Annotated in this window: 17 protein-coding genes and 1 tRNA gene; 3 read left to right on the plus strand and 15 right to left on the minus strand. The window is 30.7% G+C overall.

Features of this window, described 5'->3' with window-relative positions; genetic code table 11:
* Positions 1-3: 3 nt before the first annotated feature.
* The 15 genes from AJ939_RS09830 to AJ939_RS09900 all read right to left on the minus strand — a co-directional run bounded on the left by AJ939_RS09830 (position 4) and on the right by AJ939_RS09900 (position 18,332).
* Entirely contained in the window at positions 4-1,719 is a 1,716-nt protein-coding gene (locus AJ939_RS09830; protein WP_004305674.1) for a nickel-dependent hydrogenase large subunit, read from the minus strand.
* Between the two features lie 2 nt (positions 1,720-1,721).
* On the minus strand, positions 1,722-2,861 hold the full coding sequence (locus tag AJ939_RS09835; RefSeq protein WP_070252803.1) for a hydrogenase small subunit: 1,140 nt from the start codon (positions 2,859-2,861) through the stop codon (positions 1,722-1,724).
* A 119-nt stretch (positions 2,862-2,980) separates the two neighbouring features.
* On the minus strand, positions 2,981-4,822 hold the full coding sequence (mnmC, locus tag AJ939_RS09840) for a bifunctional tRNA (5-methylaminomethyl-2-thiouridine)(34)-methyltransferase MnmD/FAD-dependent 5-carboxymethylaminomethyl-2-thiouridine(34) oxidoreductase MnmC (protein WP_070276715.1): 1,842 nt from the start codon (positions 4,820-4,822) through the stop codon (positions 2,981-2,983).
* A complete protein-coding gene (locus AJ939_RS09845; protein ID WP_070276717.1) occupies positions 4,819-6,798 on the minus strand; it encodes an N-acetylmuramoyl-L-alanine amidase in 1,980 nt (659 codons plus the stop codon). The genes mnmC and AJ939_RS09845 overlap by 4 nt, the downstream gene beginning before the upstream one ends.
* Positions 6,798-7,889 (minus strand): nitronate monooxygenase, encoded by a 1,092-nt coding sequence (locus tag AJ939_RS09850; RefSeq protein ID WP_044780125.1) that lies wholly within the window; start codon positions 7,887-7,889, stop codon positions 6,798-6,800. The genes AJ939_RS09845 and AJ939_RS09850 overlap by 1 nt, the downstream gene beginning before the upstream one ends.
* Positions 7,886-9,091 (minus strand): tyrosine--tRNA ligase, encoded by a 1,206-nt coding sequence (gene tyrS, locus AJ939_RS09855; protein ID WP_070276719.1) that lies wholly within the window; start codon positions 9,089-9,091, stop codon positions 7,886-7,888. Before tyrS ends, AJ939_RS09850 begins: the two co-directional genes overlap by 4 nt.
* Before the next feature lie 11 nt (positions 9,092-9,102).
* A complete protein-coding gene (locus AJ939_RS09860; protein ID WP_052949229.1) occupies positions 9,103-11,298 on the minus strand; it encodes a RelA/SpoT family protein in 2,196 nt (731 codons plus the stop codon).
* Positions 11,282-11,506, minus strand: coding sequence for a DNA-directed RNA polymerase subunit omega (locus tag AJ939_RS09865; protein ID WP_002853464.1), 225 nt, complete (start codon positions 11,504-11,506; stop codon positions 11,282-11,284). Before AJ939_RS09865 ends, AJ939_RS09860 begins: the two co-directional genes overlap by 17 nt.
* 10 nt (positions 11,507-11,516) lie before the next feature.
* A complete protein-coding gene (pyrH, locus tag AJ939_RS09870; RefSeq protein WP_002871033.1) occupies positions 11,517-12,236 on the minus strand; it encodes a UMP kinase in 720 nt (239 codons plus the stop codon).
* 51 nt (positions 12,237-12,287) lie between these two features.
* The gene (locus AJ939_RS09875; RefSeq protein ID WP_070210334.1) at positions 12,288-13,481 is read right to left on the minus strand and encodes a murein hydrolase activator EnvC family protein; all 1,194 of its coding nucleotides are present in this window, start codon (positions 13,479-13,481) and stop codon (positions 12,288-12,290) included.
* Positions 13,478-14,284, minus strand: coding sequence for an FtsX-like permease family protein (locus tag AJ939_RS09880; RefSeq protein WP_070210335.1), 807 nt, complete (start codon positions 14,282-14,284; stop codon positions 13,478-13,480). The genes AJ939_RS09875 and AJ939_RS09880 overlap by 4 nt, the downstream gene beginning before the upstream one ends.
* Positions 14,271-14,936 (minus strand): cell division ATP-binding protein FtsE, encoded by a 666-nt coding sequence (locus AJ939_RS09885; RefSeq protein ID WP_002856386.1) that lies wholly within the window; start codon positions 14,934-14,936, stop codon positions 14,271-14,273. The genes AJ939_RS09880 and AJ939_RS09885 overlap by 14 nt, the downstream gene beginning before the upstream one ends.
* 69 nt (positions 14,937-15,005) lie before the next feature.
* Positions 15,006-16,184 carry a tRNA (guanosine(46)-N7)-methyltransferase TrmB gene (gene trmB / locus AJ939_RS09890; RefSeq protein ID WP_070276721.1) on the minus strand — a complete coding sequence of 393 codons (1,179 nt, stop codon included), beginning with the start codon at positions 16,182-16,184 and terminating at the stop codon, positions 15,006-15,008.
* Positions 16,184-17,419 (minus strand): fibronectin type III domain-containing protein, encoded by a 1,236-nt coding sequence (locus tag AJ939_RS09895; RefSeq protein WP_079860350.1) that lies wholly within the window; start codon positions 17,417-17,419, stop codon positions 16,184-16,186. The genes trmB and AJ939_RS09895 overlap by 1 nt, the downstream gene beginning before the upstream one ends.
* Positions 17,364-18,332 carry an RluA family pseudouridine synthase gene (locus tag AJ939_RS09900; protein WP_070210338.1) on the minus strand — a complete coding sequence of 323 codons (969 nt, stop codon included), beginning with the start codon at positions 18,330-18,332 and terminating at the stop codon, positions 17,364-17,366. Before AJ939_RS09900 ends, AJ939_RS09895 begins: the two co-directional genes overlap by 56 nt.
* Before the next feature lie 77 nt (positions 18,333-18,409).
* Between AJ939_RS09900 and AJ939_RS09905 the strand changes: the two genes are divergently transcribed.
* From AJ939_RS09905 to AJ939_RS09915, 3 genes are all read left to right on the plus strand, one after another.
* Positions 18,410-19,510: an FtsW/RodA/SpoVE family cell cycle protein gene (locus AJ939_RS09905; protein WP_044780131.1), complete on the plus strand. Its 1,101-nt coding sequence runs from the start codon at positions 18,410-18,412 to the stop codon at positions 19,508-19,510.
* A gap of 53 nt (positions 19,511-19,563) precedes the next feature.
* A tRNA-Ile gene (locus AJ939_RS09910) sits at positions 19,564-19,640 on the plus strand.
* A gap of 220 nt (positions 19,641-19,860) precedes the next feature.
* Positions 19,861-21,060 (plus strand): tyrosine-type recombinase/integrase, encoded by a 1,200-nt coding sequence (locus tag AJ939_RS09915; protein ID WP_070283449.1) that lies wholly within the window; start codon positions 19,861-19,863, stop codon positions 21,058-21,060.
* The last annotated feature ends 39 nt before the right edge of the window (positions 21,061-21,099 follow it).

Below are 21,099 nucleotides of genomic sequence, written 5' to 3' on the forward strand. Positions count from 1 at the left end.
TCCTTATAAATTGACATTCACTTTATATTCGCTTAGATTATTGCCCTTAGTATCCATTACATGCACTGCACAAGCAATACAAGGATCATAAGAGTGAATTTTTCTAATGATTTCAAGCGGTTGTTTTACATCAGCGATTTTAAGTCCTATCAAACATTGCTCATAACTTCCACCTACGCCATTTGCGTCTTTTGGACTTGCATTCCAAGTAGAAGGCACCACAGCTTGCCAGTTTTCAATGACGCCATTTTTAATTCTACACCAATGACTTAATGTTCCGCGTGGCACATGCCCCATATAGCGTCCTTTGTATTCTTTAGAATTATCGATCACATAAGGCGCGCAAGTACTCTGATCTACTTTTAAATTTTCAACTAAATTATTAAACGCTTTTAAAGCATTATTTGCAACGATTTTTGCTTCAATACAACGAGCAGCTGTTCTTCCAAGTGTACTAAATACAGCATTTAAAGGAAGTCCTGTTTCTTTTAAGAACTCATCTACCACAGGAACAACATTTTGATTACCTTTGGCATAATTTACAACGATATTTGCTAAAGGTCCTACTTGCATAGGGTTTCCTTCATAGCGTGGAGCTTTAATCCAGCTATATTTACCCTTAGTATCAAACACTTTAGAATGAACATTATTTCCATGATGATCTACGCTTTCTCCATCTACAAGTCCTGTATAATTTGGATTTGTTTTGCCATCATAAGGATGTAAAGGTTCATTGTCTGCATACCAAGAATGAGTTGCCTCTTCAGTAATCTTATCTTCTTCTACTTCATAAACCTTGCTTAAATCTCCATTTTTGATAATACCACTTTCAAAAAGCCATTCATCTCTTCCGATTTGGAATTCTTTAAAGGTGTAAAGATTATTTACCCCTATATCGTTTAAAACACTTGCTTCATGCGCATAAGCTTTTCCTGCCATCACAAGATCAGGATAATACGCACGATTAACAAAGTCTTGTACTTCTTGGAATTTAACCATATATTCACCCATTCTTGCAGGATCAAGTAAATCCATAACGCAAGTTACACCACCAACAGTTAAGCTTTGTGGATGTGGATTTTTAGCTCCAAAAATCGCCATACATTGAGCAATGATTCTTTGGATTCTTAAACATTCTAAATAGTGAGAAAGAACGATTAAATTTTGCTCAGGACTTAAACGATAAGTTGGGTGACCATAGTACGCATTAGCAAAAGGTCCTAAATTTCCTTTATCTACGAAAGTTTTAAGTCTTTGTTGCACTTCAAGAAGTTTATCCGCACCTGTTGCATAAGGATTTGGAGTGTATTTAAAAGCTTCATCGCTTGCTTTTTTAACATCAGCACTTAAAGCACTTACCACATCAGCCCAATCAAGCCCATGAAGTTGATAAAAATGTACAATATGATCGTGTAAGAATAAAGCCGCATTCATTAAAGTTCTTGTTAAAAGGGCATTTAAAGGCGGAGTAATACCTAAAGCATTTTCAACAGCAACTATACCTGCTTTATAATGTGAAAAAGTACAAACTCCACAAATTCTTTGTGTCATAAAACCCGCATCTCTTGGATCACGCCCTTTTACTATGGTTTCAATACCACGCCACAAAGTAGAGCCAGCATAAGCTTCTTTTACCACATTGTTATCATCAACAACAACTTCAACTCTTAAATGCCCTTCAATTCTTGTAATAGGATCTACGATTATTTTTTGACTCATTTTTATTCCTTATCTTTTTGCATGGAAGATATAACTGCGTGCGCTGCTATAGCAACACCTGTGAGCGTAAGCACGCCTATGCCGATTTTATCTGAAACACTATCCGCGCCCAAACCAAAAACAGTATCAAATTTACGACTAGCCATAGGCTCTTCAAAAGGTCCCATAGTATCCCAAAAATCGGGCTCAGAACAACCTATACAACCATGCCCTGCTTGAATAGGCCAAGAAGTGTGCTGGTTAAATCTCTCTCTTGAACAGTTATTGAAAGTATAAGGCCCTTTACAGCCTACTTTATAAAGACAAAAACCTTGTTTTGCTCCTTCATCTCCAAAGGCATGCACAAATTCACCCGCATCAAAATGTCCGCGTCTTTCACAAAGATCATGAATTCTTAAGCCATAAGCCCATTTTGGTCTGTTATATACATCAAGTGCTGGTAACTCACCAAATAATAAATAATGAAGCACATTACCCACTATATTTTTTTCACTTGGAGGACAGCCGGGAACATTGATCACAGTTTTGCTTGTTACTTTGCTTAAAGGCTGCGCATTACTAGGATTTGGTCTTGCTGCTTGGATTCCTCCAAAGCTAGAACAGGTTCCTATAGCAAAAATAGCCAAAGCATTTTCACTTGCCATTTTTGAAAGTTCATAGCCTGTTTTTCCATGTGCACCTATGGTTAAAAAATGCTCTGTATCACCCATAGGGATACCACCTTCAACCATTAAAATGTATTTATTTTTATGTTTTTGAATGGCACTTTCTAAATTTTCTTCAGCTTGCCAACCTGCTGCAGCCATCACTGTTTCGTGATATTCTAAAGAAATATAATCAAAAATCAAACTATCAATCGTTGGAGTATCACTTCTTAACAAACTCTCACTACAGCCTGTACACTCAGCCATATGAAGCCACACAACAGGAAGTCTATCAGCAAGCTCAGCAGCTTTTGCTACCATAGGAGTAAAACTCGCTGGTAAAGCCAAAAATGCCGTCATAGCACCTGCCCATTTCATAAAATCCCTTCTAGAAAAACCTGACTTTTCTAATGCTTTTGCAATGCTATTATTGTCTTTTAAAGAAGGAAGCTTTTCAAGAGCCGATAAACGCGACTCTATTTGATGATAATCAATCATTATATTTCCTTTATAACATGAAATTTATTCTCTATAATAATAAAATAAAGGAAGTTAAAATAAAATTAAAAACTTACTCTCATAAGCAAATATTAGTATCAATCTTAATTAAAGTTTAATCATAAGCCTTTTTTGAGTTTGCGAATCAAAAATCTTGCAGGGTGAATAGCGTGGATGTATTTTTTTTCTAAACACAAGGGTTCATTATTTATCAATGCACACAAATACCTTGCCGCTAAAACACTTGTGCTAAAACCCCTTGATCCATGAGCAAAATTAAAATACAAATTACAAGACATTTTAGCTGGTTTTTGCTCCTTGTTTTTTGTCCATAATAAAGCTTTATATTCTTCTTTATAAAACACTTCATCATAAGCATTTCCAACTATCATAAAGCGATCACTCGAATAAGATCTAAAACCTACCTTAGAACCTATGATTTCTAATTTTGTATTTTTATCTATAAATTCGGCTATATTTTCTATATTTTGTTTATCATCTTCTTCTTTTGATTCTAAACTTGTATCAAGCCTATCATAACTTGCTCCAATCACTTGCAAATCATCTTTTATAGGGCAAATATAAGCCTTAGAAGATAAAGGAAATGGAGAGTCTAAAAAAGGTTTTAGATGTGTAACTTGACCTCTTACTTTGCTTAATTTCATCTCATCATAAAAAACAAAATCTTTTGTATCTGCACCCATAGCATAAATCAAAACCGCATAATCACTTTTAACAATATTATTTTTAAATTTTAAAGCAAAACACTCATTTTCAAATTTATAAGCTTGAAATTCATGATTAAAATATATACAAGCTTTACTTTTTTCAAAAAGATTTTTAACCAAATTTTTTGGAAAAATCACTCCACCATCTTCTAAAAAAGCTTGATTTTTTGAAATTTTAAGCAAAACATTTTCTCTTTGTGTGTCAAATCTTTCTTGCATCAAATCATTATGTGCAAACTCGACTACACCCTTAAATTCTAAATCTAAAATTTGTCTATAAAAACGACTTGCCTCTATAAAAGAAAGCTCTGAAAACTCCCCTAAATTTACCTTAGGCTTTAAGATTAAAGAGCTTAAAATTCCACTTTCATTTCCGCTTGCACCCTTGCCTAATTCTAAATGTTTTTCAAAAACATCTATTTCAAAACCCCTTAAACTAAGCTCATAAGCTAAAACAGCACTTGATATACCTGCACCAATAATAGCTACTTTTTTATTTTTTAAAGATGAAAATGTTCTTGAAAAATACGCTTCTTTATCTTTAAACTCAAGTTCATTTTCCAAATAAGCTTTAATCATTTCTCTTTTTCTAAAACCTTTGGTTTTTTCTACTCTAAAGCCATATTTTTTTAAATTTTTTTGTAAAAAACTTGCCGAAGAAAAGGTGCAAATTTGTGCATTTTTTTTAGAAAGTCTTGCCACTTCAAAAATTAAATTTTCATCAAACATTTGTGAGTTTTTATTTGGAGAAAATCCATCTAAATACCAAACATCAGCTTTAAAATCCAATTCTTTTAAAATAGCAATATCTTCAAAAACAAGATCTAAAAAACAATCTTCAAAATAAAAACGATAAATTCCTTCTTTAGCTTTAGGATAAAATTTTAAAAATTGCTCTAAAAACTCTTTAAACTCTTCATAAAATCCTAGTTTTTGATAAATTTCTTTTAATTGTTCTTTTTCGATATAAAAAGCTTCTATACTGATATAAAAAAGTTTTTTGGGACGCTTAGAAGGAGTGGTTTCTAAAAAGCGTTTCAAAGTAAGAAAAAAATTTAAACCTATACCAAAACCACTCTCTGCGATAATGAAATTTTCTTGATTTTTCCATTCAAAAGAATGAGTGTAAACAAATTTGCTTTCATTTAAGCCATCTTTGGAATTAAAATAAAAATCATCAAAATCCAAAGAAAAAGGAGTATTATCCTTAAAAATTAGTTTAGCTTTTTTCATCGGTTGTTATAAAAATAACTCTCAACTCCATCAGCAATACCCTTAACCAATAAATCTTGAAAAGCTTTATTGGCGATTCTTTTACCTTCATTTGGATGTGTAATATAGCCAATTTCAATCAAAATTGCAGGCATTTGCGCACCCACTAAAACCCAAAAAGGTGCTTCTCTTACACCGCCGTCTACAATTTTATACTTTTTGCGTGTTTGAATGAGTATATTTTTTTGTACATCAATGGCTAGTTTATTTGAAGCAACGATTTTTTCACGATTTAAGAAATTTAAAATACTTTGTTTTGAGAAATAATTAATCTCTTCAAAATCTCCTTGATTTTCTTTTTCTGCTGCTTTTTTACTTCTTTCGCTTCTTGCAGGACTTAAAAAGAAAGTTTCCACGCCTTCGCTACTTTTAGCCTTGGCAGCATTGGGTGCTGCATTAGCATGTATAGAGATAAACAAATCCGCTCTTTTATCATTAGCATATTTAGTTCTATCGCGAAGATTGATAAATTTATCCGAACTTCTAGTGTAAAGCACTTTATAACCACGTTTTTTAAGTTCATTTCCAAGTTTTAAAGCCGCGCTTAAAACTATATCTTTTTCTTTTAAACTTCCTTTTTTATCACTTAGAGCACCGCTATCTTTTCCACCATGCCCCGAATCGATAACTATAAGTTTTCCTGATTTGTATCTCGTACTTAAGGTTTTATTAAAACTTTGAGTTGCTTTTTTATCTACATTTTGACTTGAAGTTTGCGCATGAAAACCTAAAGTGAGATTTCTATTATCCAACTTTTTTAAAAGTTTAAATTCTTTAGGAGCACTCAAAACCACACGAACAATTTTTGGATTATATTGCGTAACGACAATTGTATTTTGTCCAAAGGTAAAGCTTTTTCTATTACCTTCTAACACACCTTTAAAACTTACAACATATCGGAATTTTTGATCTTTGGTTTCAAATATTGCTATTTCTTTTTCATCCAAATCATCGCTCAAATTTAACACCACAGCGTTAGAAATTTTATCCACATCTAAAACATATAAAGGTCCTTGATCTTCTTTTTCGTTATTGGTTTTTTTATCTTGTTTTTTTGTTTCTAAAACTTTGGCTTTAATTTCTATTTTTTGATCTTGCTTTTTCTCTGAAATTTTACTAACTTGCTCGGTCTTTTTTTGGCTAGTAATTTCTTTTGAAAAAATTATTTTTTCTTCTTTAAAAGATATATCAATAGGAATTTTTTCTTTAGCATAAACCACTATGCGTATGGTTTTGGGATTAAATTGTGAAATCACTAAACGATAGTCATCAAATTTAAACTCTTTTTTACCTCCTTCTAAAACCCCATCAAAATCACTAATAAAACGATAGTTTCCTTTTTCATCTAAAGCAAAACTTTTTAATTGATTCTTATCTAAATTTGTATTTAATTCAAGCTCTACACCTTGGCTTGTTTTACTTGACCTTAAAACATAAATTTTATCATCACTTTTTGTTTTAGAAACGATACTACTCTTTGGCTCTTGTGAAGTTTTAGAATCTATTTTTTCTATATTTTTTATTTGTTCATTAGGTGATTTTTTTTCACTTTTTTGAACTGTTTTTACAGGTTTAAAAGTTGATTTTTCAGTATCTTGAGAAATATTTTGAACCTTAATATCTTTAATAACAGCCTTTCTTAAAGCATTGATACTTGCTTCACTTATACCACTTTCTTTTAACTCATTAGCATATGACTTGTCGTCTAAATTTAAAGTATTTGAACTGATGATCAATCTTTTTAAGATTTCAATTTTAGTTTTTTCATCTTCATTGATAACACTTTGTATATAAAGGCTTTTGAGCTGATGATGAAATTTTACTTGCACTTCGCTTTTAGAACCGATAAAATTTTTATCGAAATTTGCAAGTTCATTTTCATAAGCTCCAAAAAGAGTTGTAAAAACAAATACTAAAAATACAAAAATTTTAGCCATTATTCACCATTAACCAATTTTTCCATAAGTTCTTTAACGCTGATAAGTTTATCTAAACGATATCCATTTGCACCTGTAAAGAAAAGTCCTGTTTCTTTTTTACCTGACCATGCATCAAAAAGCCTATCTGCTATACAATACCCTACTTTAGTCGCCTCTTTTCCGCGTCCACAAGGTGCTACACAATTGCTTATACAATTGATCTTTGGGCCCATTCTTTTATCTACCAAATTTAAAAGATTGGTTCTAACTCCACGAGCAGGATAGCCCACAGGAGATTTAATAAGCTCTATATCTTCTTCTTTAGAAGCTAGCAAAACGCTTTTAAACTCTTCACTTGCATCACATTCAAAAGTTCCTATGAAACGCGTTCCCATTTGAACACCACTAGCTCCTAAAGAAATAGCGTTTTCTATATCTTTTTTATCCCAAATTCCACCTGCAGCAATCACAGGAAAAGATCCCCAATTTTTAGCCTCTTCTACCACAGGAGTGATTAATTTTTCTAGTTGATAATTTGGATCTAAGCACTGCTCATAAGTAAAACCTTGATGACCTCCACTTTTTGGCCCTTCTAAAACCACTGCATCAGGTAGGCGGTTGTAACGGCTTTGCCATCTTTTGCAAATAATTTTTAAAGCCTTTGCAGATGAAATAATAGGCACTAAAGCCACATCAGGAAAATCTACAGTAAATTCAGGTAAATTTGTAGGAAGTCCAGCGCCTGAAACAATCACATTAAAACCAACCTCACAAGCATCGCGTGCTATTCTTGCATAATCATTACTTGCACATAAGATATTACACCCCAAAGGTGCATCGCCACAAACTTTTCTTGCATTATTAATTAAAGCTTGCAAACCCTTGCGTGAGTAAAAATTTTCACTTCCATAAGGCTTAGCGTTTAATTCTTTACTCGCATACTTTCTTTCTTCATAATATCCTGTTCCCACAGAAGAAATGATCCCAAGTCCACCATTTAAAGAAACTGCAGAAGCTAATCTATCCCAGCTTATGCCTAGTCCCATTCCCCCTTGAAAAATGGGATATTTTATAGTATGTTTTCCTATTTGTAAGGGTTGTAAATTCATTCTTTTACCTTTAATTTTGCAAATTTTCTTTTACCTATTTGTAAGATGTATTCTCCTTGTTCTAAATGCATTTGCTCGTCGCTAACTTTTTGAGAATTTACACTTACTGCATTAGCGATGATGCTTCTTCTTGCTGCAGAAGTAGAACTTTCCAAACCACATTCAACCAAAGCCTTAGCAAGCCAAATTTTTCCTTGTATTTCAAACTCAGCCATATCACTTGGTAAAGCATTTTGAGAATGAATCCTATCAAATTCAGACTTAGCATTATTAGCCTCTTCTTTGGAGTGAAAACGCTCCGTAATCTCTAAAGCTAAATTTTCTTTAGCTTTTTTAGGATGTAAATTGCCTTGTTCTATATCTTTTTTTATTTGCGCGATTTCTTCTAGGCTTTTTTGACTTAAAAGTTCATAATATCTAAACATCAATTCATCGCTAATACTTAAAATTTTAGCATACATATCATTAGCTTTTTCTGTAACACCAATGTAATTATTTAAACTCTTACTCATTTTGTTTACACCATCTAAACCTTCGAGTAAAGGCATCATAATCACAGCTTGTTCTTTTCCTATGTTATAAACCCTTTGAAGCTGTCTTCCCATTAAAAGATTAAATTTTTGATCCGTTCCGCCCATTTCAATATCGCTTTTTAAAGCCACGCTATCATATCCTTGAAGTAAAGGATACAAAAACTCGCAAATCGAAATAGGGCTTTGCTCTTTAAATCTCTTGGTAAAATCGTCACGCTCAAGCATTCTAGCTACACTAAAAGTTGAAGTAAGCTCTACTATACCCGTAGCTCCAAGTTCATTAAGCCAAGTAGAATTAAACTTAATCTGTGTTTTTTCTTTATCCAAAACCTTAAAAACCTGCGTTTCATAAGTTTTAGCATTGATTAAAACTTGCTCTTTATCCAGCTTTTTACGCGTTGCACTTTTTCCACTTGGATCGCCAATTTGTCCCGTAAAATCTCCAATCAAAAACTGCACAATAGCTCCATGTTTTTGCAAAAAAGCCATTTTTGTTAAAACCACACTATGGCCTAAATGTAAATCAGGCGCTGTAGGATCAAACCCTGCCTTTATAAAGAAATTTTCACCCTTTTCATAATAATTTTTAATTAAATTTTCTATTCTTTCTTCATCAATAAGCTCTGCACAGCCACGCTTAACTTCTGCTAATATTTTTTTTATATCCATAATAAACCTTTTTAACCTTCTTTATAAGCATCATTTAAAGATGTAAAATCTAAAATTTTACAACGAGATTTTAACCTATCCTTGACACTATCTGGATTGATATTATCAGGAATTTCCATTGTAATCTCAAAATAATCTACCGCCGAATTTAAATCACTTGATAAATTAATTGTTAATAGATTTATCTGCATTTTAGCTAAAAATGCCAAAAATTCCGCTAAAACACCTTTTTTATTTTCCAAAGAAAAAATCAATTTATAAGATTTAGGGATGTTAGAATCCCATTTTATAAATACCATATCTTGATTATTATCTATCATTTTATCAGCTCTATCGCAAAGCTTATGATGGACAATAGCGTTACCACCTTTAACAAAAGCTAAAACAGCATCACCTCTTTTTGGATGGCAGCAAAAATCAAAATCCACATTAGCAATTTTATGGTTACAATATAGAGTAAAATTTCCTATTTTTTGTTCTTTAATCTCATATTTATCAAACCAATATGACTTCTTGGCGTATTTTTTAAGACCATTAACTATATCTTTCAAATAAGCACTATCTGTTGCTACTTGTCTAATACGTCTGGCTAAATTTTCTTTTTCTATCCAAGTTTCAATTCTGTTTTTATCAACTCCAAAAATAAAACTTAACATATTAATAGAACTTGCTAGATTAATCTCTCTGATTTTTTGCTTACAAAATTCCCTTATACTTGCTTTTGCTTTTCCTGTTTTAACACTATCTATCCAAGAACAGCGATAAAATTTATCATTGCTAGTAACCACTCGCACAATATCGCCATTTTTAAGCTCAGTTAACAAAGGCACTTTAATACGATTTACATAAGCGCTTTTTGCATGAAGCCCTACTTTGGTATGCACTTCATAAGCAAAATCAAGAACCGTTGCACCACGAGGCAAAGTGAAAATTTCTCCCTTAGGAGAATAAACTGCAACATCTTCAACATAAAGACTATCTTTAGCATATTCATAAAGTTCAATAGCATTATAATCTTCTGCATTTTCAAGATTGTTTATACTTTGCATTGAAATATCTGTAAGCCAATCAAGACGAGGTGCAACCACGCTGCCATCTTCTTTATATTTCCAATGCGCTGCTATACCAAATTCCGCAATTTTATGCATATCAAAAGTTCGAATTTGTGCTTCTATAATACTTTTAGTATCAAAAAGTGTGGTATGTATGGTTTGATAACCATTTTGTTTAGGCAAGGCTATATAATCCTTAAAACGCGAAACCAAGGGATTAAAATGCGTATGTAAAATTCCCAAAGCCAAGTAACAATCACTTACTTTTTCAACCAAAATTCTTACCCCAAGTAAATCAAGAACTTCTTCAATACCAATGCCTTTTCTTTGCATTTTAAGATAAATAGAATAACTATGCTTAATGCGTTTTTGAATTTCAAAACTACCTTGTCTAAAGCCATTGCTCAAAAATAAAAGTTCGATTTTGGAAATAAATTCATTTAAACCTAATTGCATTTCTTGATTATTGGAATTGATATAATTGTCAATAAGCTTATACTCATCTGGCATAAGATATTTAAAACTAAGATCTTCCAAATAATTTTTTATGCTTGAAATACCAAGTCTATGAGCTATTGGGGCATATACAACTAAAGTTTCTTCGCTGATTCTTTTTTGCTTATCTTCTCTTAGAATATCAAGAGTAAGCATATTATGCAACCTATCGCATAACTTCACAATCAAAACCCCAACATCTTCAATGCTTGCTAAAAGCATATTTCTGAAAGTCAAGGCTGATTTAGTTAAACTTTTTTTAGATTTTGATGAAATGAGATTATCTTCTCTAATTTCTATAATTTTAGTAAGCCCTAAAACAAGTTTTAAAACCTCAGAACCAAACTGCTCTCTAAGTTCTTCTTCGGTGCAGTTTGTATCTTCGATCACATCATGCAATAAAGCAGCTAAAATATTGCTTTTATTTTCACTTAAAAATCCAACCAGTGTTGCTACTAAAATAGGATGTACCGCATAAGGCTCTCCACTTTTTCTAAACTGCCCTTCATGGCAAAATATACAGTAATCTACTGCTTTTTCAAGAATGGCATCATGGCCACAAATTTCGAAAAGTAAAACCTTAGCAGCTTCTAAATCTTTACAATTTTTTACATTATCGATTAATTGTTCAAGTAATAATTCTTCATCGATTGGTTTCAACTAAACCCTCTAAAGTGATTTTATTTTCTGCAATTTCATATAAAGCTATATCTGCAAGTTTATTTTTATTTTTATCAAAATCCACTAAAGGAGTCGCACCATTTGCTAATTGCTCTGCTCTTTTTGCCACCACTAAAGAAAGACGATATCTATCATTGCCCATTTTTTCCAAAGCTTTTGCCGCTACTTCTTCTATTCTTTTATCCATAATTTTCTCCTTAATTATTTTTAACGATTGAACAAAGGCTAGTATCACCTTGTATAATTTTAAGCAAATTACCCTCTTCAAACATATTACAAACCACTATAGGAAGTTTGTTGTCTTTAGCTAAAGCTATCGCTGTATCATCCATCACTTTAATATTATCTTGCATAGCCTCATCATAACTTAAAGTATTTAAAAATACTGCATCATCAAATTTTTTTGGATCTTTATCATAAACTCCATTAACTTTTGTAGCTTTTATTACCATATCTGCATCAATTTCTACAGCTCTTAAAATAGCTGTTGTATCTGTAGTAAAATAAGGATTTCCAGTGCCTGCAGCAAAAACCACAACACGACCCTTTTCTAAGTGTCTTTGTGCTCTTCTCATAATATAAGTTTCACAAAATGCTTCCATCTGAATAGCACTTTGAACCCTCACTTCAAGCCCAGAGCTTTCCAAGGCTTCTTGAATGGCAATAGCATTGATAACCGTAGCAAGCATTCCCATATGATCGCCACTTGTCCTTTTAATCAATCCGCCCTTAGCAGCACTTACTCCACGAATAATATTGCCACCACCTATAACTATGCCTACTTCTATTTGATTTTTTACAAGTTCTTTAATCTCTGAAGCTATGAATTTTAAAATAGAATTTTCTATGCCAAAGCCATTTTCACCTGCTAAAGCCTCTCCTGAAAATTTTACTAAAACTCTTTTTCTCTCTTGCATTATTTCTCCTTATTTAACTTGAAATTATATTTTAAATTCCATTAAATTTAGCTAATTTAAGCTAATGAGTTCCAAAGGATTGATATGAAAATTTTTTTGAGTTACTTCAAAAGTAAGATCATTTTTTATTCTACCCACTACGGCACCTTTTTTAATATTCTTACCAACTTTAATATTAGGAGCAATCTTATCTAAATGTGCGTATATTGTATGTATGCCATTATCATGTTCAACAATAACAACTCGAGCTAACATACTAGTATCTTTGGCAAAAACTATTTTTCCATCTAGCACATTTTTAACAACTGCATCGCTTTTATTGCTTCTTAAAACTACATTCTCGTTAAAAATTTTAAGATTGTAAACAGGATCAACATAATTTCCAAATTTTTGCTTCACAGTAAAAGAATCCAATGGAGCTATGGTTTTTTTTCCTGTGTAACGCTTGACTGAACCTCCTTGATAGCTTGAACCTAATTGCCTTATTTGTTGATTATTTTTTACTATTTTAGTATCATTTTTGCTTGAATTTACATTTTCTTTATCATTAATAATTTTTAATTGATTTAATGTTTTTCTAAGCTCTTCTTGCTGAGCTTGTAAGTCATCAAGTTTTTTTGCATATATAGTTCGATCTGTTTTTTGTTTGTTGATTTCGCTAATTTGTTTTTGTTTTAAACTTTGAAGTTTAGCTAATTGAGCGTTGTAATCCTTAAGACTATCATTGATTTTCTTAATCTGAGCTTGTTTATCATCAATAAGCCTATTTACTCCCTCATAATCTTTAGAAATTTTTAAAATTTCTTCATTTAAAACTTTGTTTAAACTTCCTAAAATTTCAAAAGCCATAAAACTTTCTTCACTTTCAATATAGCCTTGAGGGATAGGTAAATCATAAGCAAAATCTTTAGCCATTAAAGATATAAGCTTACTTTCCATATTTGATTTACTTTTAAGCAAATCTTCATTTTGGCTTGTAAGGGTGTTTAACTCTTGATTTTGAGCCTTAGCGCTTGCTTCAAGCTTAGAAGTTTGTGAATTTAAGCCTTCAATTTGTAAGCTTAAGTCTTTCAAACTTTTTTCACCATTTAAAATATCACTAGCCAAATCTTCAAGTTTTTTGTTTAGCTGTTCTTGTATACGTTTATTTTCTTCTAAACTTTTTGTTTTTTCATTTATAGCATTTGCTAAACTTATATCAACAAATAAAAAAAAACAAAAAAAGATAAGAATGTTTTTTCTCATCTTTTAACCTTAAACATAACCGTATTTACACACAACAAGCAAATAAACAAAGTAGCTAAAAAAATTAAAGTCAAATGTAAAATAAAATTAATAGGTGGAAAAATAATATCTACAGCCTTTAAGCTTTCTTGGATAATAGAAAGATCAAAAATTTGGGTAAAAAAGGCAAGCAAAATAATAAAAGCAATAAAACAATCAACCACAACTACCTTATAAAGCATAAAAGATCTAAACCAAAACGGAGCTCCAAATAAACACATAATTTCAATACGATCGGTATGTTCATAAAGCCAAATTCTCATCTGTTTTAAAAACAAAACAAAGGCAAGTAAAATAATGATAAATAAAAATAACCAAAAAACAAATTTCATCAAAATAAGTAAGGAATATATCTTATCATGGGTTTTGGAAAAAGTTTCAACCCTGCTAACACCTACAATATTTAAAAGTTGATTTTTAATTGAATTTAGTTCATTTTGATCAGGCAAAGAATTTAATTTTAAAGTATAAAATTTTGGCAGAGAATCTTTTAAAACTTTCAAATTCTTTTCAGAAACATCATTTTTCAAACGATCGATTAAATCCTTAGGATCTAAAGATTCAAGTCCAGCAAAAAATGGTACTTTTGTTTTTACCACATTCTGATCAAGTTCAGTTTTACTGACAACTATAATATTATAATCTTTATTAACAAGTTCTTCATAATGTTTTAAAGTTGCATTTGTAATCAAAATAAACTCAAAAGCAAACATCATAAACAATAAAGATAAAATTAAAGATAAATGTGTTTTAAAAAATTTCATTCATTTTTCCATTTTCTATATTAAAACGACGATAATCCACTCTTAAATTGCTAGGAATTCTATGTGTTACCACTATAACACAAGTTCCTAAAAGTTCTCTAGCAGACTTTAAAAGAGTCCATATAATATCAGAAGAATACTCGTCCAAATTTCCCGTTGGCTCATCGCAAAGCAAAAGCTTTGGATTATGAGCTAAAGCCCTAGCCATAGCGACGCGTTGTTGCTCACCACCACTAAGTTGATTAGGCAATTTATCTGCTTTAAAAGTTAAATTTACATGCTTTAAAAGCTTAGCAGCTTGATCATGGCATACTTTTTTACTATAACCTTTAATCATTAAAGGCAACATAACATTTTTTTCAACACTATATTCTTGTACAAGTTTATAATCTTGAAAAATAATCCCTATTCTTTGACGCAATTTTAAAAGTTCTAAATTTCCAATTTTATTCATCAAAGATCCACATACTTCAAGCTTGCCAGAAATAGGTTCTAAATCCCCATAAAAAGACTTTAAAAGCGTACTCTTGCCACTCCCACTTTTACCAGTAATAAAAACAAAATCATCATCCTTAAAAGCAAAACTCGCTTCTTTAATAACTAGTTCATCATAACCTAAAGTAAGTTTATTTGCTTGGATTAAATTAGGCATCCTTTTTCCTTAATTTCCCTTTTTAAATTTTTAAATTATGCTTTATTTTTGCTTAATTTTCAAGAAAAATTATATTTTAAACTGAACTTTTAAAATTTCTTTTAATTCATTTACCGCTTTAATGTTTTCTTGAATTTTAAATGGTTCTTTAAAAGCAAAATCAATCGTTTTATCAAGATGCAAATAACAATGTTCAGGCTTATTAAAAGCTCCAAAAGCAACCTTTAAAAGCAAATTCTCATCTTGTTTATAGATGCTTTCAAAATGCAAGAAAAAATCATCTTTTTTTATAGTAATATTTTTAAAGTTCTGCTCTATTTTTTTTAAATCCTCTCTAGAAAATTCAACCGATGAGAGATTAAATTCATTTAACTCATAATTTTTACAGTCTTGGTTAAAATTCCACACCCAAAGATCATATATATTTTTTTCTTGCTTTTTCCATCTATCTTCATATTTGCTTGAAATTTCTAAATTTTCATTTTTTCTAAGACTAAATTTTGGCGCAGGAAAAGTCAAAAATTGCTCTAAAGTAAAATTAAAATACTCAAAACTATCTGTTCTAAGCTCAAAACGACCATTTTGAACTAAAACCCTAGCACATTCTTTGCAAAAATCCTTCCCAATAACTCGCCTATGAGGCTTTTTGTCCCAAGGAACAGGAAAATGTAAAAAAATCTTTTCAACTGATTTTGATTTTAATACACTCAATAACAATCTCGCATCACTTTGGATTAGCAAAATATTATTTACATTTTGTGCCTTAGCAAGTTTAGCTACTTGAGTTAAAGCTGGATTGTAAATTTCCACCCCTAAAATTAAAACATTTGGATTTTCTTTTGCTTGATAAAGCAAATGTCTTCCTGTTCCAAAGCCTATTTCTATATAAATTTTACCTTGAAGTCTAGATAAAAGTTCATCAAAGTTATCAACGATAAATGGTGTTTTTTCAATTAAAGCATTGTTTTTAAGTCCAAAAGCTTCATTGATAATATCCTCACAAAAACCTTCTTTAAAGATTTTTAAAGCCTTTTGTAGATAACCTATTTTAGAAGGTTTTGTATGTTTATCGCCTTTAATCACAAAACCATTTTGTGCTTTTTTAATCTGCAGAAAAAAACTCTCTTCTTGAACCTTTGTATAAATAAGACTAACATTATCATTCTTAGCAAGCCAAAGAAATTCAACATCATCCTTGCTATAAGGCAGATTCATTTCTTTGATCTTTTTGCTTCTAAAATTTGGCACTACTGAGCCGCCTTAACTTTGCTTGAAGGTTCTGAACGAAGCCCAGCCGAATCAATAGCAATAACTTCATAACTATATTCCACCCCTGGTAAAGCTTTTACATCTTTTAATCGCTTTTCTTTAATGCCTTTAAAAACTGCATTTTGCTCTCCACCATAGCGTCTTACTTCATATTCAACAGCTCTAGTATCATTATCACTCCATTCTAAATTTATCCCTTCGCTTGTGCTTTGAGCCAAAATAATACTAGGAGCCAAAGGATTATCTAAAGTTCTACCCTCTACACCATCTTTTGGCATAGGACTTTCAAGACCATCTTTATCCACTATTGTTACTTTATAATACTTGCTTTTACCTGCTCCTTCTACTATATCCTCATAAGAATTTTTATCAGTCTTTGCCAAAACACTAAAAGGAAGGAAGCTTGAGCTCGTAGAATAAACTTTATAATAAGAAAAATCTTCATACGTAGGAGCATCCCAAGTTAAAATGATTTTATTAGAACCATCTGTGCTAGCACTTAAATGCTCAACTTGAGGGGGTAAAGCCTTGCTTGTAGAACTTACAACTTGACTTGGCTCACTCTTTATCCCATTAAAACTCACAGCAATAATTCTATAACTTGAATTTTCATTAGGTTTTAAATCACTATCGATGTATTCAGCGTTTAAGCGATTTTTTACTTCTGCAATTTTTTTAAATTCTTTATCATCACCTTTAGTTCTTTCAATAATATAAGAATCAACCCTAAAATCAGGATGCGGACGCCAAATAAGTTTAATACGATTAGGCAAATTGGTCACAGCTTGAATAAAAGGAACAGCTTCAAGTCTTGGAGCTGTGCTCACTTCTATAACCTTGCCATCTTCTGAAATTTGTCCTTGCTCATTAAAGCTTTTCATCATATAACGATACTTAGTACCAGGCTCTAATTTAGTATCTACATAATGAGTTTGAAACTTATCTTTAATAGTGCCTACAAGTTTAAAATCAGGATTTTCATCACTAGAACGATACAAATAAAATCCTTTGATATTTTCATTATATAAAGGCTCCCATTCAAAAGCAATATTACTCATATCACCAAGACTTTTTAAACTTTCAACCTTTGGTAAGCTTTCATTTACGGCAGGCTCTTTACTTGAAGCTAGCGAATTCATTTGCGAAACACTACAAGCGCTAAGCAAAAGAGTTAAAAAACTCAAGTAAAAACTCAAGCGAAATCTTTTCATCATTCTCTCCTAAATTAATTTGTTCAAACATAATGTTTTTAAAATCTTCCATCAAAGGTGCTTTAACAAAAATTTGCTCTTTAGTTTTTGGATGGATAAAATACAAAAAATAGGCATGCAACATTATCCTACAATCATACTTACCCTTATAACCATACAAACTATCGCCCAAAATATGGCGATTTAAACTAGCCAAATGCGCTCTAATTTGATGAGTTCTTCCTGTAAAAAGCTTAGCAGCCATCAGAGTTAAATTTTCAGTTTTTACTACATTTATGAAAGCTGATTTTGCATTTTTACTGAATTTATTTTCCTTATCTATGGCTATTTTTTTAATAGCATTAGAAGGCGAACGCATTAAAAATTTTTCTACTATAATTTTATCTTCTTTTAGTGGCAAATCAATTAACGCAAGATAAATTCTTCCCATGCTTTTATCTGCAAGCTGTTCGCTTAATCTTTGGTGGGTGAAATTATTTTTCGCTATTAGTATAGCCCCACTTGTATCTTTATCTAATCTATGAACAAGACCAGCTCTTATCTCTCCTCCTAAATTTGATAAAGTATATTTTTTTTCTATCAACCAATCCACCAAAGTGGCATTTTTAACACTACTTGCTCCATGAACGACTAAATTTGAAGGTTTATTTAAAACAAGCAAATCTTCATCTTCGTATAACACATCAATATCAAAATCCACTTCAAACTGAGGTTTTATCTCATCGTAAAGCTTTAAACTTACAATAGAAATAATATCACCATTTTTAAGCTTAAATGAATTTTTATCTTGAATTTTATAATTAACCTGTACGCAATCTTTTTCTATAAGTAAAGCAACTTGATTGCGACTTTGGTTTAATTTTTTAGCCAAAAACACATCAAGCCTTGAATTTTCATCTACTAAAAAAGTTTGCATTTTTTCCTTGGAGGTTTTGATAAATTTAAAATTTTAGTTTATAATTATAGCTTTATATTACTAACTGAAGGCAAATTTTGTTTAGATTAGATAGAAGAATTTTAACTCATTTTGACTATATGCAACCCATTTTATTTTTACCCATAATTCTTATTTCATTTTTCTTGATCTTTGAAGCTAATCCTTTTTTAGCAGAAAAACAGTTTGTTTATGCCTGTGTGGGATTGTTTGCTTTTATGGTTTTTTTCTTCTTTCCCATAAGGAAATTTATTTGGATTATTCCAGTTGCTTATTGGATTAATATTTTTTTATTGCTAAGCGTAGATATTTTTGGGGTTGAAAAATTAGGTGCTAAAAGATGGCTTGAAATTCCTTTTACTCACTTTACTATACAACCTTCTGAAATTTTTAAACCTAGTTTTATTTTAATGCTTGCTTATCTTATTTATCAAAATCCTCCTCCAAAAAATGGATACAAACTTAAACAATTCATCAAACTTAGCTTTTACATCATCTTACCTTTTTTGCTAATTGCAAAAGAACCTGATTTAGGAAGTGCTATGGTTTTACTACTTGTTGGTTTTGGAGTGCTTTTTATCATGGGAGTTCATTATAAAATTTGGTTAAGTATTGTTATAGCTATAAGTGTTAGTTCTCCTATTATTTATACACATCTTTTAAAGCCCTACCAAAAGCAAAGAATTCATGATTTTATTTCAGAAAAACCAAGCTATCAAGTAGCCCAATCAATGATAGCTATTGGAAATGGTGGTTTAACTGGAAAATCTCAAGATGAAGCTACGCAAACTCATTTTAAATTTTTACCTATTTCAACTAGTGATTTTATTTTCGCTTATATGATAGAAAGATTTGGATTTATTGGGGGATTGACATTAATTATATTTTATATTTTACTTATTTTTCATCTACTTAGTTTAAATTATAAACTTAAAGATGATTATTTTACTAGAGTTGCTATTAATTGTGTTGCATTATTTATTTTTATTTATGCGGCAGTAAATATCTCAATGACTATAGGTTTTGCACCAGTAGTTGGGATCCCTTTGCCTTTTTTTAGTTATGGTGGAAGTTCTTTTACTATTTTTATGATTTTTTTTGGAATTTTACAGCATTTAATCACTTTTAGATATTTTTGGATGGATATAAAGGCTAAATAAAATATTTTTAAGCATTAATAAGATATAATTTTATCTTTTAATTCAACTTAGGCGGATTTATAGCTCAGTTGGTTAGAGCAACCGGCTCATAACCGGTTGGTCGCAGGTTCGAGTCCTGCTAAATCCACCATTACTTCTTTTCTGAAATTATCCCAAGCAATCTTAAGTAATCTAAAATTATCATTTAAGATATGATAAAATCATACTTTAAATTATCTTAAATTATCTTAAATTATCTCAAATTATCTTAAATAATCAATTTTGACAATTTTAAAAGTATATGTTATAATATATGTTAAATTTTAAAATTCAAAAATAACATATACTTTTTAACATTAGGAATATTAAAAATGTTTATTGTTAATGATAAGCAACTTAAAACTTTAATTGTAAAAAAAAGAACATACATTAAAGATGCGTGCACAAAAAATCTCTACATCGAAGCAAAAGATTCGCTAAAAGGTACTATTATCTTTTTTTATTTTAGATATAGGTTAAACAAAAAAATACAAAGTATTAAAATAGGAAAATACCCAACAACCACACTGTCAAGCGCAAGAGAAAAAGCAAATATTTTTAATAATATGTTAGCTGAAAAAATTGACCCCAAAGAACAAATTCAAGATAAAGGTGTAAAAAAATCAAAAACCCTAAAAGAAGTTTTTAATGAATGGAGTCAAGTTTTTTATAAAAATAATACTTCTTATAATTTATCGAAGAGATTAGAAACTCATATTATTTCTAAATACGAAGACAAACATATTAATGAACTTACCAAAAATGATATACTTCTTGTTCTTGATAAGCTTTATGTAGAAGGTAAACTCGAAACTATAAAAAGAGTCTTCTTGGGTTTAAAAAAAATGTTAATGTATGCCATAAATAAAGAATATATAGAAAATAGCAACATTTTAATTTTAGACATGAAAGCTCTTTACGGCTCGCCTAAAAAACAAAATCTTAGAGCTATCACAAAAGAAGAAAGATTTAAAGAGTTGCTATTAGCAATAGAAAATTATAATGGAAGTATATTCACAAAAGTAGCCTTGCAAATCAGCCCATATTTGTTTTTGCGAAGCGCTAATATCAGAAATTTAGAATGGAGTGAAATAGATTTCAAAAATTTAAAGATAATTATACCTGCAAATAAAATGAAAAGGGGAGAAGATTTTATTGTGCCACTAAGTGAAAGCGTGATCAAGTTGTTTGAATTTATCAAACCTTTTTCATTCCACAATTCAAAATATGTTTTTCCAAGTGATATAAGCAAATCCAAAACTATGAGTGAAAACACATTAAATCAAGCCATCAAAAGATTAGGCTTTGGGGATGAAATGGTTTTTCATGGTTTTAGAACAACAGCTTCAACCTTGCTCTATGAATTTAAAAATTTGCATGGACAAGATAGCGAAGTTATAGAGTTATGCTTAGATCATCGAGAAAGAAATAATGTTAAAGCTACTTATAATAGAAGCTTAAGACTAAATGATAGAAAACTCTTAATGCAATATTGGAGTGATTATATCGACAAATTAAAAGGAATAATATGAAAAACAAATATTTAAAAGAAGCATTCACTCGGGGGGGGG

The organism is Campylobacter sp. BCW_6889 (assembly GCF_001762535.1).
Taxonomy (GTDB): Bacteria; Campylobacterota; Campylobacteria; order Campylobacterales; family Campylobacteraceae; genus Campylobacter_D; species Campylobacter_D jejuni.